Below are 16,539 nucleotides of genomic sequence, written 5' to 3'. Positions count from 1 at the left end.
CGCTCAGCGCCAGCTGGGGAGCCACAGCTGATCGTTCCAGTGCTCCGGAGTGATCGGCAGAGCCGTGAGGATCGGCCACAACCACACGAAGTTCGCGATCACGAGCCCGACGTACAGGCACACCACGAGCAACCCGGTCGTCCGCCGTTCCTTCGACGCGTGCGGCGAACCGAGGATGTCGCCGAGCACGAGCACGACACCCATCACGAGGAACGGCGCCATCGGCACCGCGTAGAAGTAGTACATCTGCCGGTCGAGGTTCGCGAACCACGGCAGGATCCCCGCGCCGTAGCCGGTGAGAACCGCGGCCCACCGCCAGTCGCGGCGGACGAGCACCTGCCACAGCCCCCACCCGAGGACCGGCAGCGACACCCACCACAACGCCGGCGTTCCCAGCAGCATGACGGCCTTGACGCACTGCTCGGCGTCGCACCCGCCGATCCGCTCGCCGTCGGCGAAGTAGTACAGCATCGGACGCAGCCCCATCGGCCACGTCCACGGCTTCGATTCCCAGGGGTGCTGGTTGCCGGCCGAGTTCGTCAGACCGGAGTGGAACTCGAGGACGCTCGCGCTGTAGTACCAGAGCGACCGCAGCGCGGCGGGCACGAAGGAGAACATCCCGTCGTGCCCGATCTGCGTGCCGACCGCGTGACGGTAGACGCCGGTCTCGCTCGCGAACCACGCCCAGTAGGTCGACAGGTACACCCCGAGCGGAACGAGCACGAGGGCGTAGAGCGCGGGACCGATGTCGCGCAGCGCCGTCCCCACCCAGGGGCGCTGCACCCGGTACGCGCGGCGCGCCGCGAGGTCGAAGGCCACGGACATCAGGCCGAAGAACGCGATGAAGTACAGACCCGACCACTTGGTGCCGACCGCCAGGCCGAGCAGAATGCCCGCGCCGAAGCGCCACCAGCGCACACCGAAGCGGGGACCCCACACACTGTCGAGAACACGGCCCTCGGCGTGGACCCGGGCCATCCGGGCACGCACGTCGTCGCGGTCGACGATCAGGCAACCGAAGGCGCCGACGACGAAGACCGCTTGGAAGATGTCGAGCATGCCCAGGCGGGACGACACGAAGGTCACGCCGTCGACGACGAGCAGCAGCCCGGCGATCGCACCGAGCATCGTCGACCGGGTCATCCGCCGCACGATCCGCACGACCAGCAGGACGAGCACGACACCGGCGACCGCGGCCGAGAAGCGCCAGCCCCACGCGCTGTATCCGAACAGGGCCTCGCCGAGCGCGATCAGCTGCTTGCCCACGGGCGGATGCACGACGAGCCCGTAACCGGGGTTGTCCTCGATCCCGCCGCCGGTGAGCACCTGCCAGCCCTGCGGGGCGTAGTGCTTCTCGTCGAACACCGGTGTCTTCGCGTCGGTGGGGTAGTTGAGCATCGTGAACCGCGTGATCGCGGCGAGTGCCGTGACGAAGGCGGTGACGATCCAGCCGCGGACCCGGTCACCGGGTAGCGGATCGGGTGCGGGTACGAGCGGGCCGGGACCGAGAAGGCGGCGGTCCGAGGCCTGGGAAGGACTACGGTCCGGGGCCTCGGAAGGGCTGCGGTCCGTCACGGTCACCTCCCGATCGTAGGCTGAGCCGTATGCAGGCAGCCAAACCGGTCCAGGGCGCGAATCCGGGAGAGGGCCGGCTCGTGCTGGCCGCCACTCCGATGGGCGACGTGGGGGACGCCTCGACGCGCCTTCGCGACGCGCTCGGCACCGCCGACGTGATCGCCGCGGAGGACACCCGCCGAACCAAGGCCCTCGCCGCGGCGCTCGGCGTCACCATCACCGGACGGGTCGTGAGCTTCTACGACCAGGTCGAGGTGTCGCGGTTGCCGGGCCTCGTCACCGACATCGAGGACGGCCGCACGGTTCTGCTCGTCACCGACGCCGGGATGCCCTCGGTGAGCGATCCCGGCTACCGGCTCGTCGCGGCGTGCGTCGAGGCCGGCCTGCCGGTGACCTGTCTGCCCGGCCCGTCCGCTGTCACCACCGCTCTCGCGTTGTCGGGTCTGCCCGTGGAGCGGTTCTGCTTCGACGGGTTCCCGCCCCGCAAGCCGGGGCAGCGACGCGCGTGGTTCGCAGCGCTCGTCCACGAGCCCCGCGCGGTGGTGTTCTTCGAGGCACCGCACCGGCTCGCCGCGTGCCTGGCCGACGCCGTCGACGTGCTCGGCGGGACGCGCCGGGCCGCAGTCTGCCGCGAACTCACCAAGACCTACGAGGAAGTGCGGCGCGGAACGCTCGCCGAGCTCGCCGAATGGGCCGTCGACGGTGCGCGCGGCGAGATCACCGTGGTGCTCGAAGGGGCGGTCGCGGTCGCCACCGATCCCGTCGACCTCGTCGACGAGGTGGAACGGATGGTCGCGGACGGGATGCGGCTGAAGGACGCCTGCGCGGTCGTCGCCGAGTCGGCGGCGAAGTCGTCCGGTGCGTCCGTCTCGAAGCGCGAACTGTACGACGCGGTGCTGGGCGCCCGTCGCGGCTGAGAAGAACGCATATCGGACGCGCCGTGGGGTCCGAGGACACTCCGTGCCACGGAAGCCTAAACTCTGCCGGGTCCCAGGCACAGACGTCACCGGTCGGTCGGACGCTGTCGGGGGCTTGCGACGATCAGGAGGACGCGGATGGATTCGGCGAACGATTTCCTCGTCGGGGTGGCAGGGGTGGTGTGGGGGCCGTATCTGCTCATCCCACTGCTGTTGGGTACGGGCCTGGTGCTCACGGTGCGGCTGCGGGGCGTCCAGTTCCGCAAGTTGTGGCCCGCGCTGCGGCTGGGTCTGATCACCCGGCACGACGAAGGCGCCACCGAAGGCGACATCTCCCAATACCAGGCCCTGACCACCGCGCTGGCCGCGACGGTGGGCGTGGGCAACATCGCCGGCGTCGCCACCGCGATCTACTTCGGTGGTCCCGGGGCGCTGTTCTGGATGTGGATCACCGGTCTGGTCGGCATGGCCAGCAAGTACTCCGAGGCCTTCCTGGGCGTGAAGTACCGCACCACCGACGCCAAGGGTGAGCAGAGCGGGGGTCCGCAGTACTACCTCGCCCGCGCCATCCCCAACAAGTTCGGTCTCGTCCTGAGCCTGCTGTTCGCGGTGTTCGCCGTGCTCGCCAGCTTCGGCATCGGCAACATGACCCAGGCCAATACGGTCGCGACCCAGCTCGACGGCACCTTCGGTGTGCCCACCTGGCTCAGCGGCTTCGTGATGACGGTGCTCGCCGCGGCGGTCCTGCTCGGCGGTATCAAGTCCATCGGCAAGGTCACCGCCGGTTTCGTGCCCGCCATGATCGTGCTGTACGTGGGCGCCGGCATCGTCGTCCTCGCCGTCAACTTCTCGCAGATTCCCGAGGCCTTCGCGCTGATCTTCACCGATGCGTTCACGGGCACCGCCGCCACCGGTGGCTTCATCGGTTCGGTGTTCATGATCGCCCTGCGCTACGGCGTGGCCCGCGGCATCTTCTCCAACGAATCGGGAATGGGCAGCGCCGCGATCGCCGCGGCCGCCGCCCAGACCACGCATCCGGTCCGTCAGGGCCTGGTGTCCATGACGCAGACCTTCATCGACACGATCATCGTGGTCACCTTCACCGGTCTGGTCATCATCACGACCGGCGCCTGGCAGTCGGGTGAGCAGGGCGCCGCGATGACGTCGGCCGCCTTCGCCGACGGCCTCGGTGGGGAATGGGGTCACTGGATCGTCGCCATCTCGGTCGTCTTCTTCGCCTTCTCGACGATTCTCGGCTGGTCGTACTACGGCGAGCGGTGCGTCGAGCGTCTCGTCGGTCGCCGCGGTGTGGTGCCCTACCGCGCGGTCTTCGTGGTCGTCGTGTTCATCGGTGCCACCACCCAGCTCGAGGTGGTCTGGAACTTCTCCGACGTGATGAACGGCCTCATGGCGTTGCCGAATCTGATCGGTCTGCTCGTGCTGTCGGGTCTGATCGCCCGGGAGACGAAGGCGTACCTGGATCGCGATCCGTATCTGTTGAACAGCCCCGTCGCGACGGACGATCCCGACGTCGTGAAGTAGGCCGGGGATACGCGAAGGGCCCCGCGTGATGCGGGGCCCGAACGTATGTGGAGCATGCCTCCACGCCGACCCGGAACTACCCCTCGTCAGTCCCTATCGGCGTGGAGGCCCCCGCCCCACGCTGCAAGGTCGAACCTTGCGTGGTCACCACTGTTCCGGACCGGAATGGGAGACAAAAAATACCGACCGGCGCGGAACCGGTATCATCCCTGTTCAGGCATGGTGAGGAATTTTTCCGCAGCGGATGTTTCAGCGCGGAGAACGGGAGTACGAGGGGCGCGGAACGGATGGGAGACAGCGACGGAAAGGCTGGTTCGGCGCAGCGTCAGTTCTTCGCCGATCAGTTGCGGATGCTGTTCGCCGCCGCCGGCCGTCCCGCCCTCAAGAAGGTCGTCTCGGATGCCTCGAGCGTCGCCCGCGCGGTGGGCAGCGACCGGAGTGTCTCCGTCCAACGGGTCAGCGACTGGCGCAACGGCACCCGGATGCCGGCCGGCTTCGAGTCGGTGCATCCGGTGCTCGTGGTCCTCATCCGGGCGGCCCGGGAACTCAACGCCGAACCGCCGGCTCCCGGTCTGTACTCCCTGAAGCAATGGGAGAGTTGGTGGAAGGCCGCGCGTGGTCAGGCGAACGCTCCGCGCACCAAGGAGTCGGCGGCGGTTTCCGTGCCGCCCGGGATCCGTCCGTACAAGGGACTCGCGTCCTACCGCCAGAACGACGCCCGGTTGTTCTTCGGACGGACGCAGAGCGTGCGCAGCCTCGTCGATGTGGTGACGGCCTCCCACGGACAGGGACCGGTCGTGGTGACCGGTGCCTCCGGCGTCGGCAAGTCGTCGCTGGTGCAGGCCGGCATCATTCCGCAGTTGTGCTCCGCACCGGACTGTCACCCGGTGGTCCTCACCCCCGGCACCGACCCGGTGGCACGACTCGTCGACGCGCTGCCCGAGCTGGCCGACGTCGTCGACCCCACCGACCACGTCGCGGTCCACGCGGCCCTGCGTGCCGCGGCATCGCGGAGCTCGTCGTCGTTGCTGCTGATCGTCGTGGACCAGATCGAGGAACTGTTCACCCAGTGCAACGACAGTTCTCTCCGCGGTGCCTTCCTCACCCTCCTCGAGACCGCGTCGACCGGTACGGACGGTGACGCTCCGGCCCTCGTCGTCGCGACGATGCGCTCGGATTTCTACGACCAGGCCGTGACGACCCCGGTGCTCGCCCGGGCTCTGGAGCGGCGCACCAAGACCGTCCAGCCGCTCGACCGCGACGACCTGGTCGAGGTGATCACTGCTCCCGCCAAACTCGTCGGGGTCCGTCTCGAACCGGGTCTCGTCGATCTCATCCTCCACGACCTCACGGGTCTGACCGACGGCGAGATCAGCGGCACCGAACTTCCCCTGCTGTCCCACCTGCTCGACTCGCTGTGGGACAAGCGCAGCGGCGGCACGCTCACCGTCGCCGCATATCGCGCGACCGGCGGTGTCCGCGGATCCGTCGCCGCCGGCGCCGAACGGGCGTGGGAGAACCTCACCGACGACGCCGACCGCGCTTGCGCCCGGTCGATGCTCGTCCACCTGGTCTACGTCACCACGACCGGCACGGACGTCAAGATCGCGCGCCCGCTGAACGAACTGCTGGCGGTGGGAGGCAAGGATCGTGCCGCGTCGAAGCGCGTGCTCGACCATTTCGTGTCGGCGCGGGTGCTCGTCGTCGACGCCGAGTGTGTCGAACTCATCCACGACGCCGTGATCGACGCGTGGCCCCGGCTCAAGTCGTGGATCCAGCAGGACCGCGCCGGCGCCGCTCTGCGGCAGCAGATCGAGGCCGACGCGTTGACCTGGCTCGGATCCGGACGCAACCGCGAACTGCTCTACCGGCGCGGCCGCATGGATGTCGTGAGCGAGCAGAACCCGCATCTCGCCATGGCGGGGTCCTCCGAGGACCGTCGTGGACCGGTCGCGCTCAGCTCCACGGCCGTGGCCTTCCTCGATGCCTCCCGGCGGCAGATCGCTCGTGAGGCACGCGCACGCCGCGTCGGCATCTCGGCGATGGCGTTGTCGACGATCATCGCGTTCGTGATGACGGGTCTGGCCTGGGTCGCGAAGGGCCGGGCCGAAACGGAGCGGAGCGCCGCCCAGTTCCAGCAGATCGTCGCGCTGTCCGATTCCCTGCGCAACGAGGACCCCACGACCTCGGCGAATCTCGCGCTGGTGGCGGCCGAACTCCAGCCCGACAGTCCGGTCGCGTACTCGCGGCTCATCGCCAGCCAGGCCGTGCCCCTCGCCTACACGCTGAGCGGGCACAGCGGACCGGTCTACGGTGTCGTCGTCTCACCCGACGGCTCCACCCTCGCCTCGGCGAGCGACGACGGCACCGTCCGATTGTGGGCGCTCGACGGCGACGAACCGGTGGCGGTGGGCGAGCCGCTGCAGTTGTCGACGAAGTACATGGCGTCCGTCTCGTTCAGCCCCGACGGCCGTTTCCTCGCGATGGGTGCAGGTGACGGTGGGGTGTGGATCTACGACGTGACGGATCGTGCCGCGCCGCGCGTGGTGCTCGACCGGCAGGTCTACGCCGGCGGCGCCGTGCACAACGTGCGGTATTCACCCACCGGGCGGGTGCTCGCCGTGCCGTACGACGACGGACGCGTGGCACTCGTCGACACTGCGGATCCCGGTTCGGGCCGTTTCCCCGTCACCCTCGTCGACGAGCACGACGGCGGTGTCCGGACGGTCGCCTTCCGTCCCGGAGGGCAGATCCTCGCCACGTCCAGCGACGACCGCACCGTCCGGTTGTGGGACGTGAGCACGCCGTCGAGGCCGGTGTCGCTCGGTGAGCCACTGACCGGGTTCGGCGACGTCGCCCATTCGGTGAGCTTCAACGGAGACGGTACGGTCCTCGCGGCGAGCAGCGACGACGGTGTGCTGCACCTGTTCGACACCACCGATCCACGCGCGGCCCGTCCACTGGGGGCGCCGACCAACGCCCACACCGGTGGGGTCTGGAACATCGCTTTCCTGCCCGACGGACGCACACTTGCGAGCGCCTCGTGGGACGGCACCGCGAAACTGTGGGACCTCGACCCCGCCACGCGCACGCTCGACGAGGTCGACCCGCCGCTGACCGGACACGGAGGTGGCGTGCCCACGCTCGCGGTCAGCCCGACGGGGAACACCCTCGTCACCGGAGGACAGGACGCCAACGTCCGGGTGTGGACGATGCCGCAGACCCGCGTGGCCGTGGCCGACGGTGCGCTGACCCGGCCCGCGATCGATCGGGCCGGAACCCTTGTCGCGACCGGCAGCTACGGCCCCGATGTCACCCTCTGGCGGGTCGGCCGGGGCGGCGACTGGAACCGTGCCGGCGGGATCGCGTTGCCGCGTCCGCTCGGCGGAGCCTACGTGTGTGCGCTCTCGCCCTCGGGGACGATCCTGGCCACGGCGCCGACATCCGGGGGCAGCGTGCAGTTGTGGGACGTGCGCGATCCGTCGGCACCGAAGCCGTTCGGCGACCCGGTGCCGCTGGCCACGAGGTTCACCTCCGCCGTGGCGTTCGGACCCGACGGCACGACCCTCGTGACCGGCGCCGACGACTTCTCGGTGCAGTTGTGGGACATCGCGGATCCAGCGGAGCCCGTGCCCTGGGGTGAACCGCTGACCGGGCCGAAGAATCTCGTGCGCAGTGCGGCCGTCAGTCCCGACGGCCGGAGCCTGGTGGTCACGAGCGCCGACAGCGAGATCTACGCGTGGGACGTCACCGATCCGCGCTCCCCGGGACGGGTGAACGTCACGGACGGGCACGCCACCGGGGTGAACACCGTGGCCTTCGGCGGTTCGAGCGACGTCCTGGTGACCGGTGGCGACGATCACGACGTCGTGGTCTGGGACCGCGCCGAGTCCGGAGATTTCGTCGCCCGCGACACCCGGTTGAGCGGCCACCGCGGCACCGTCTACTCGGTGTCGATCACCCCGGACGGCACCCGCGCGGTCAGCGGGAGCGACGACGGGACGGTCCGATTGTGGGACGTCGCCGACCCGGACGGGATGCACGAGATCGGTGGGCCGGTCACCGAGATCGGGACGGGACGCTGGCAGGTCACCTTCGCGCCCGACGGCACCATCGTCGCCGCCGGCGGCGACGGTCTGCTCCGCACGTGGGGGCTCGATGCCGACGCCGTGGTGGCCCGCATCTGCCGTTCCACCTCCGTGCGACTCGACGACGTGCTCGACCGCTACGAGTTACCGGCGCCGCCGAACGGAGTGTGCTGAGCGCCGGCCCGGCTGTCGCCGAGCGTGAGGATGCTCGCAGCCTTGTCGAGGCATTCCTGCCATTCGGCCTCGGGATCCGAGTCGATGGTGATGCCGCCACCGACACCGAGCGCGCACACGCCGTGGCCGGTGTCGTCGTGACCGAACTCGACCGTGCGGATCGCGACGTTCAGTTCGGTGCCGGCGATCGGACTCGTCATGCCGACGGTTCCGCAGTAGACGCCCCGCGCCGAACCCTCCCATCGGGTGAGCAACGTGCGGGCCCGGATCTTCGGGCACCCGGTGACGGAGGCGGGCGGGAACGCCGCGTCGAGAATGTCGGCGACCGTCACGCCCGGTCGCCGCTCCGCCGCGACGGTGGACACCAGGTGCCACACCCCCGGGGCGGGCCGCACCGTCAGCAGATCCTCGGTCCGCACCGAACCGGTCTCGGCGACGCGACCGAGATCGTTGCGGACGAGGTCGACGATCATCACGTTCTCGGCGACGTCCTTGGCAGAGGCCCGTAATCGCGCCGGGTCGGCGGAGCGGGGGAGTGTGCCCTTGATCGGGCTCGACCGCATCGTGTCGTCGTGGAGGGAGACGAACAGTTCGGGCGACAGCGACGCCACTGCGCCCCAGGATCCCTGCAGGTAGGCGGCTCGTGTCGGGGCCGTCCGGGAGATTCCGTCGGCGAAGAACGCCAGCGGGTCGCCGTCCCACCGTCCGGTGAACCGGGTGCATACGCACGCCTGGTACACCTCGCCGGCGCGGATCGCCTCGAGGCACCGTTCGACGCCGCGGCGGTGCTCGTCGCGGGAGGGCGGCGTCCATGCGATGTGCCAGCCGGAGGCCACGGGCGAGGGATCGAGGACGGCGGAGGCGAGATCGTCGGGGCAGGGTGCGGTGCCGAGGGTCTCGTACCACCAGCAGCCGGCGGCGTCGAGGCGAAGGACGGTGTCGGTCCACCCGCTGGCGGCCAGGGGCAGCGCGGGGCGGTCCGGGACGCGATCCGGGTAGGCGAGGTATCCGATGCGTCCACCACCGATGAGTGGCCGGTCGCCGCCGGAGACGGGAGCATCCGGCGAGAGCGAGAAGGCCTCCGCCGGTGGTACGGATTCGACGGAGACGGACGGGACGAGCACGGCCGCAGCCCCGAACCACTCGCCCGACAGCGCAGCCGGGCCGGGGACGGCCAGGATCCGGGCGCGTTCCGCCAGTGCACCGAGAACGCGATCGACGGTGCCGCCGCGGCCGAGTCGTTCCATCCGCATGGCGTCAGCTTGTCATGGCCGGTCGGAGGCGCCGGGACGAGCCCCGAGATGTGTGAGCTTGTCGGGATTGCGCACTACGTAGACCCCGGTGACCAGGCCCTCGTCGATCTCGAAGTGCAGCACCATGTCGAGGACCCCTGCCGAACGGACGAGGACGCCCGGCATCGAGTTCAGCACGGCCGGCTCGATGGTCATGTCGGGCAATGGGTGCCGGACCAGCCCGAGGAACAGTCGGGCGACCTTCGTGGCGCCGAGGACCGGGACCCGGGCCGCATCGACCTTGCCTCCGCCGTCGGCGAGGTACACGACGTCGGGAGCCAGCAGCGACAGCAATCCGTCGAGATCGCCGGTGGTCGCCGCGGCAAGGAAGGCGGTGACCACCCGGTCGGTCTCGGCGCCCGCCGGGGTGAAGCGCCGCTGCTTGGCGTGGACGTGCGCGCGGGCACGATGCGCGATCTGCCGGACGGCGCTCTCCGTGCGGTCGACCGCGTCGGCGATGCGTCCGTACTCGAAACCGAACACCTCGCGCATCACGAAGACCACACGTTCGACCGGCGTCAACGTCTCCAGTACCAGCAGCATGGCGGTGGACACCGCCTCGGCGAGTTCGACCTCGTGGGCCGCGTCGGGAGCGGTGAGGATCGGTTCGGGCAGCCACGGCCCGACGTAGTCCTCCCGGCGGCGCTGCGCCGACCGCAGCGAGTTCAGCGCCTGGCGCGTGACGATCTGTGCCGCGTAGGCCCGCGGGTTGTCGACGGCATCGGTGTCGGCGCGGGCCCAGCGGAGGTAGCTCTCCTGCAGGACGTCCTCGCTGTCGGCGACGCTGCCGGTGATCTCGTAGGCGATCGAGAACAGCAGTCCCCGATGTTCGGTGAAGACGTCGTCGCCGGTCATACGTGCGCATTCTCCCGTGCGGCCGTGTCCGGTCCGCGCCGGGTCGGCAGGGCCCGCCCGCGCGCCTGGAGTTGCATGGTGCGGATGGTCCCACGAACGACGGCTTCCTTCACCGGTGCTGCGAGCCGTCCCCGCACCGCCCACCTCGAGGGGGTGTCGTCGCGGGCGGACAACTGCACCACGCCGCGATCGCGGCCCAGCGAGACGCAGGTCGAGACGAACCCGAGCGAGAGCGGTGCCGGTTCGCGTCCCTGCAGCAGTTGCCACACCGTGTCGGCGCCGTGGCTGCCCAGCGGCATCGCTGCCTGGCAGCTCATCCGCAGGTGGTCGTTGCCCTCCACCACCACCGCGTCGCCCACTCCGACGATCGGTGTGCCGTCGACCGCCTGAAGGGTGTCGCGGACCCGGAGGCGGCCGGCGTCGTCGACCGGCAGTCCGCTGCGACGGGCGAGGTCGGGGACGGAGAAGCCTGCCGTCCGGACCACAAGGGTCGCGGGAATCGCGGTGCCGTCGTCGAGTTCGACGGACTCCTCGTCGATGCGGGTGACCCGTGCTCCCGAGCGCAGCCGGACGCCCAGCTCCTCCAGCCGGCGACGGATGTAACGCCGTGTGTCCTCGGGTAGGCCGGTGCCCGGATCGCCGACGAGGGCGAGTGAGTGTCGCGGATGTGCCTGTGCGAGTTCGGTGACGGTCTCGACGCCGGTGAGGCCACCGCCGATCACGACGACGGACGCGTGATCGTCCACGGCCACGAGTGCGTCGTGGAGAGCTGTGGCCGAGTCGAGGTCGGCGACGGAGAACACTTTCTGTGCCTCGGGAATCGCGCCGGGAACCGATGTGCTGCCCACGGCGTGGACCACCGCGTCGCACCGCAGGACCGTCCCGTCGGCGAGGGCCACCGCGTGCGGTTCGATCCGTTCGGCCGAACCGACATGCAGCGTCGCCCGCGGATGCAGGAGATCGGCCAGGTCGTGCGTGGCGGTGCCGGATCCGGCCGCCACCTGGTGGAGCCGGACCCGTTCGACGAAGACGGCGCGCGGGTTCACCACCGTGACCGCGACTTCGGGATGTTCGGCCAGGAGTCGGTTCGCGGCCATCACCCCGGCGTACCCCGCGCCTACGACCACCACGTGGAATTGCGTTGTCATCGCTCTCGTCCCTTCGCTGTCGGAAGTGGTGCTACCGACGTGACACCGCTCGCGGCGCGGATGTGACACGACGTGGGCGCAGCATGCTGTGATGTCCGTCACCCTGGTGATCGACCGCTTGGATGATCGGCCTTCAGCGATCGACGGGCTGGGGCCCGGGGGTGAGCGAGGCGGCGTCGGCCGCATCGCGACCGGCGTGGAAGCCGTCGGCGTCGACACCGCGGCTACGCGAGTCGCGGGTGACGGGAAACAGTCGCCGGAACTCGGTGTCGACGGCATCGGACCGACGGGCGAGGATCGGCGCGAGGGTCGTGATGGGTACCCGCGCCTCGGCTGCGGCGTCGGCGGTGGCCCGGACGTCGGCCTCGCGGAGACGTTCGCCGATCCGATGCGCGTAGCCGGTGAGGAAGGCACGGCGGAAGGAGGTCGCGGACGATCCTCGCCGGCCCGCCGTGCCGGTCGCCCGCACGGCCCGCCCCGCCTGCACGAGCAGGGAGGTGAACAGCATCTCGGCCTGCTGCAGGTCGGTCGCGGTGCCGACGATCGTCGCGATCTGCACGCGGGTGAACCACACCGTGCGCACCCGGTTCGCATCGCCGATCGCGGTGAGAAGCAGGACCTTCTCCCGGATGTACGGATTGTGGAGGTGGATGCGCCGGCCCACGACGGGGTCGGTGCGGGAGCCGGGTCCGGCGAGCAGTGCGGCCCCCACTGCATGGCGGGAGACGAGTTCCTGCGCTTTCGCGGTGAGCGCTTCCGCCTCGTCGGGGAAGTCGGTGGATTCGGCCTTCGACAACAGTGCGCGGATGCGTTCGAGAATCCGGATGTCGGGCGGCGAGGAGGCAACGGTGTCGGCGGAGCGGACGGACGGCCACCGTGAGGGCGGCGGCATGAGGATCGCGAAGGACGGCAGGTACTTCCAGGTGAAGGCGAGGCCCTCGATCTCGAAGCGGGTGACGTCGGAGGCGGCCCGGCGCAGACCGTCGGCCAGTGCCGGGGCTTGCGTGGCGTGGACGAGATACGGGTGTCGTCGGGAGATCTCGTCGATCTGCCGTACCCACTCGACGGGGGCGCGTTCGGCCGCACGCCGGATCTGCGCATCGAACAGCATCGTGGCCGCGGTGAGCGCGACGTCGGACGTGCCGCCCGAACGGGCCGTCACGTGCAGGATGTCGGCGGGCTGCCACCCCCGCTCGTAGGCACCGCCCAACTCGGAGAGGAGAGCGTGCTCGTTCAGGCCACCGTTTCGAACGTGTGTTCTATCGCTGCGCATGCGCCGCAGTGTGGCGCACGGCACCGACAGGTTCCTGTGGCGCCGCAGAACACGCTGGTCGGCGTTCTCCGGCGCCGGACGGAACCGTGTGGTGAGACCTCAGTCCTCGTCGACGTATCGCGGGAACACCGGCGCGGGCGCGGGCAGTGCCGTGCCGGGAGCCAGACGGGTGGCGACGGCGTCGAACTCCCGCGCCTCCGGTGCCTGACCGAGCAGGTCGAGGATCTTCGCACCGGAATCCGGCATCACCGGCTGGACGAGCAGACCGACGATCCGCACGACCTCGAGCGTGACGTAGAGGACCGTCGCCATCCGCTCGGGATCGGTCTTGCGCAGCACCCACGGCTGCTGCGCGGAGAAGTAACGGTTGGTTTCGCCGAGCACGTGCCAGATCGCTTCGAGACCCAGATGCAGGGCCTGGACGTCGAACTCGGCGCGCACCTTCCCCAGCAGTGCGTCGGCCTGGGCGAGCATGGCCTCGTCGTCGGCGGTGAACTCGCCCGGCGTGGGCACCGTACCCTCGAGGTTCTTCGCGACCATCGTCAGGGACCGCTGTGCGAGGTTGCCGAGGTCGTTGGCCAGATCGGCATTGATGCGGGTGACGATGGCCTCGTGGCTGTAACTGCCGTCCTGGCCGTAGGAGATCTCGCGGAGCAGGAAGAAGCGCAGCTGATCGAGGCCGTACTGCTTCACCATCTCGAGGGGATCGACGACATTGCCGACCGACTTCGACATCTTCTCGCCCTTGTTGAACAGGAAGCCGTGGACGAAGACCCGCTCGGGCAGTTCGAGGCCCGCGGACATGAGGAAGGCCGGCCAGTACACGGTGTGGAACCGCGTGATGTCCTTGCCGATGATGTGCAGATCGGCCGGCCAGTACCGGCGGTACGACTCCGCCTCGGTGTCGGGGAAACCGGCCCCGGTGAGGTAGTTGGTCAGTGCGTCGACCCACACGTACATGACGTGATCGGGATGGTGGGGAACCGGAACTCCCCAGTCGAAGGTCGTGCGGGAGATCGACAGGTCCTTCAGGCCACCGGAGACGAAGCTGACGATCTCGTTGCGGCGGGTCGCCGGTGCGATGAAGTCGGGCTGGTCTTCGTAGAGCTTCAGCAGCTTGTCCTGGTAGGCGGACAGGCGGAAGAAGTAGGTGGATTCCTCCGTCCACTCCACCGGGGTGCCGGTGTCGGTGGAGATCCGCGAACCGTCCTCGAGCAGCGTGGTCTCACCGTCGGTGTAGAACGCCTCGTCGCGGACCGAGTACCACCCCGCGTAGGTGTCGAGGTAGATGTCGCCTGCGTCGACCATGCGCTGCCAGATCGCCTTGCTCGCCTCGAGGTGATCGGCGTCCGTGGTGCGGATGAACCGGTCGTACGAGATGTTCAGGGCCTTGTCCATGGCCTCGAAGACGTCCGAGTTCCGGGACGCGAGTTCGGTGACCGGGATGCCTTCCTTCGCGGCGGTCTGCTGCATCTTCAGACCGTGCTCGTCGGTGCCGGTCAGGAAGCGCACATCGAAGCCGTCGAGACGCTTGAACCGCGCGATCGCGTCGGTCGAGATGTACTCGTAGGCGTGCCCGATGTGCGGGGCGCCGTTCGGGTACGCGATCGCGGTCGTGACGTAGAACGGCGGGCGGGTGGGATCGCCGGCAGCCGGGCGGGAGGAATCAGGCGCAGTCATGGTGGCCAGTAGTTTATAGGTCGTGAGCGCAGCCCGTCCCGCCCCCGAAGCCCCACAGCCGTTGAGTCCGCTCGTCGACGCCCACACGCACCTCGACGCGTGCGGTGCCGAGGACGCCGGGACGACCTCCGCGATCGTCGACCGTGCCGCCGCGGTGGGTGTCGGACGCATCGTCACCGTCGCCGACGATCTCGAGGCGGCGCGGTTCGCGGTGCGGGCCGCGCACTGGGACGATCGGGTCTACGCGGCCGTCGCCATCCATCCGACCCGCGCGAACAGCCTCGACGACGCCACCCGCGCCGAGATCGCGACACTCGCCGCCGACCCCCGGTGCGTCGCCGTGGGGGAGACCGGCCTCGATCTCTACTGGCCCGGCAAGCTCGACGGATGCGCGGAACCCTCCGAACAGGAGGAGGGCTTCCGCTGGCACATCGACCTCGCGAAGCGTCTCGGCAAGACCCTGATGATCCACAACCGTGAGGCCGACGCCGAACTGTTGCGCATCCTGCACGACGAGGGTGCACCCGAGACGGTGATCTTCCACTGCTTCTCGTCGGATGCAGACATGGCCCGCCGGTGCGTCGACGCCGGATACCTGTTGAGCTTCTCGGGCACCGTGAGCTTCAAGAACGCGAAGGCCCTGCGCGAGGCGGCGCCGCTCGTGCCCCGCGAGCTGGTGCTGGTGGAGACCGATGCGCCGTTCCTGACGCCGCATCCCTTCCGGGGCGCGCCGAACGAGTCGTACTGCCTGCCGTACACGGTGCGCGCGCTCGCCGAGGTGCGCGGCGAGGACGCCGACGAACTGGCCGCGGCCACCACCGCGAACGCCGAGCGGGTGTACGGACTTTCGTAAAGGGCACGCGTGCCCTCACGGGCGTCGTGAGAATACGGGCATGCGTTCCTTCGTCTACAACTCTCATCCGGTACGTGTGATCTTCGGCCCCGGTACCGCTTCGCGGGTCGCGGACGAAGTGCGTCGACTCGATCGTTCGAGGGTCCTGCTGCTCGCCGGCGAGCACGTGCGACCGCAGGCCGAGCTGGTCGAGACGGCACTCGGCGATCTGCAGGTCGCGCGGTTCGACGGTGCGGTGATGCACACGCCGGTCGAGGTGACCGAGCGGGTCCTCGGTCGGGTCACGGAGAACGATGTCGACGCGGTGGTCGCGGTCGGGGGCGGCTCCACCACCGGGCTGGCCAAGGCGTTGGCGGGCCGCACCGGGATCGACCAGGTGATCCTGCCGACGACCTATGCCGGGTCGGAGGTGACGCCCGTTCTCGGCGAGACCGCGGGCGGTGTGAAGACCACGCGTTCGTCGCCCGACCTTCTGCCCGAGACCGTGATCTACGACGTCGACTTCACCATGTCCATGCCCATTCCTCTGGCATTGACCAGCGCGATCAACGCGATGGCCCACGCGATCGAAGCCTTGTACTCCGAACAGGCGAACCCGATCGTCGACGCCCTCGCGCTCGAAGCGGTGGCCGCGATCGCGCGGGGTATCCCTGCCCTCGGTGCGGATTCGGCGGATCCCGAGGGACGTTCGGATCTGCTGCTCGCGGCGTGGCTCGCCGGTACCTGTCTGGCTTCGGCGGGTATGGGCCTGCACCACAAGCTCTGTCACGCCCTGGGCGGTTCGTTCGACCTGCCGCATGCCGCCACACACACCGTTGTGCTGCCCCACGCGCTCGCCTACAACGAACCGTCGGTGCCGCACGTCATGGCCCGCGTCGCGCAGGCCCTCGGCACGGAATCGGCGCCCGCGGGGGTCTACGACCTCGTGGCGGCGGCCGGTGGACCGACGAGTCTCGAGGAGCTGGGGATGCGGGAGGCGGATCTGGACGAGGCGGCGCGGTTGGCGACCGCGAAGCCGTATCCGAATCCGCGAGAGGTGACGGAGGTGGGGGTGCGGCGGTTGCTGGGGGAGGCGTTCGCGGGCACCCGTCCCGAACCGGCACGAACGGTGTAGTTGAAGCTACAACTATCGGTTGCTATTT

At 69.6% G+C, this 16,539-nt stretch carries 11 protein-coding genes; 5 read left to right on the top strand and 6 right to left on the bottom strand.

Annotated elements, in window-relative coordinates:
- Positions 1-3: 3 nt before the first annotated feature.
- Positions 4-1,581: a dolichyl-phosphate-mannose--protein mannosyltransferase gene (locus PV766_RS19075; protein ID WP_421097655.1), complete on the bottom strand. Its 1,578-nt coding sequence runs from the start codon at positions 1,579-1,581 to the stop codon at positions 4-6.
- Positions 1,582-1,604: 23 nt separating this feature from the next.
- Between PV766_RS19075 and rsmI the strand changes: the two genes are divergently transcribed.
- From rsmI to PV766_RS19060, 3 genes are all read left to right on the top strand, one after another.
- The gene (gene rsmI, locus PV766_RS19070) at positions 1,605-2,492 is read left to right on the top strand and encodes a 16S rRNA (cytidine(1402)-2'-O)-methyltransferase (protein WP_064064677.1); all 888 of its coding nucleotides are present in this window, start codon (positions 1,605-1,607) and stop codon (positions 2,490-2,492) included.
- 138 nt (positions 2,493-2,630) lie between these two features.
- A complete protein-coding gene (locus PV766_RS19065; RefSeq protein WP_064064676.1) occupies positions 2,631-4,034 on the top strand; it encodes an alanine/glycine:cation symporter family protein in 1,404 nt (467 codons plus the stop codon).
- Between the two features lie 287 nt (positions 4,035-4,321).
- Complete coding sequence (locus PV766_RS19060) at positions 4,322-8,296, top strand: WD40 repeat domain-containing protein (RefSeq protein WP_129977014.1); 3,975 nt, start codon at positions 4,322-4,324, stop codon at positions 8,294-8,296.
- On the opposite strand, the gene PV766_RS19055 is transcribed toward PV766_RS19060, so the two are convergent.
- The 5 genes from PV766_RS19055 to metG all read right to left on the bottom strand — a co-directional run bounded on the left by PV766_RS19055 (position 8,260) and on the right by metG (position 14,544).
- Positions 8,260-9,549, bottom strand: coding sequence for an aminodeoxychorismate synthase component I (locus PV766_RS19055; protein WP_255162323.1), 1,290 nt, complete (start codon positions 9,547-9,549; stop codon positions 8,260-8,262). The genes PV766_RS19060 and PV766_RS19055 overlap by 37 nt on opposite strands.
- A gap of 12 nt (positions 9,550-9,561) precedes the next feature.
- The gene (locus PV766_RS19050) at positions 9,562-10,443 is read right to left on the bottom strand and encodes an RNA polymerase sigma-70 factor (protein WP_421097654.1); all 882 of its coding nucleotides are present in this window, start codon (positions 10,441-10,443) and stop codon (positions 9,562-9,564) included.
- Positions 10,440-11,591 (bottom strand): NAD(P)/FAD-dependent oxidoreductase, encoded by a 1,152-nt coding sequence (locus tag PV766_RS19045; RefSeq protein WP_129977012.1) that lies wholly within the window; start codon positions 11,589-11,591, stop codon positions 10,440-10,442. Before PV766_RS19045 ends, PV766_RS19050 begins: the two co-directional genes overlap by 4 nt.
- Positions 11,592-11,724: 133 nt before the next feature.
- Positions 11,725-12,864 carry a DUF2786 domain-containing protein gene (locus PV766_RS19040; RefSeq protein ID WP_255162326.1) on the bottom strand — a complete coding sequence of 380 codons (1,140 nt, stop codon included), beginning with the start codon at positions 12,862-12,864 and terminating at the stop codon, positions 11,725-11,727.
- 99 nt (positions 12,865-12,963) lie between these two features.
- Entirely contained in the window at positions 12,964-14,544 is a 1,581-nt protein-coding gene (metG, locus tag PV766_RS19035; protein WP_064064671.1) for a methionine--tRNA ligase, read from the bottom strand.
- Positions 14,545-14,566: 22 nt separating this feature from the next.
- Here metG and PV766_RS19030 point away from each other — a divergent pair, with 22 nt between their 5' ends.
- Entirely contained in the window at positions 14,567-15,397 is an 831-nt protein-coding gene (locus PV766_RS19030) for a TatD family hydrolase (RefSeq protein ID WP_421097653.1), read from the top strand.
- Positions 15,398-15,437: 40 nt separating this feature from the next.
- Positions 15,438-16,511 (top strand): maleylacetate reductase, encoded by a 1,074-nt coding sequence (locus tag PV766_RS19025; RefSeq protein ID WP_064064669.1) that lies wholly within the window; start codon positions 15,438-15,440, stop codon positions 16,509-16,511.
- The last annotated feature ends 28 nt before the right edge of the window (positions 16,512-16,539 follow it).

The sequence above is a fragment of the Rhodococcus sp. As11 genome (assembly GCF_048957735.1).
Lineage (GTDB): Bacteria > Actinomycetota > Actinomycetes > Mycobacteriales > Mycobacteriaceae > Rhodococcus > Rhodococcus gordoniae.
The sequence above is the reverse complement of the archived record's forward strand: the minus strand, read 5'-3'. Positions and strand labels throughout refer to the sequence as shown.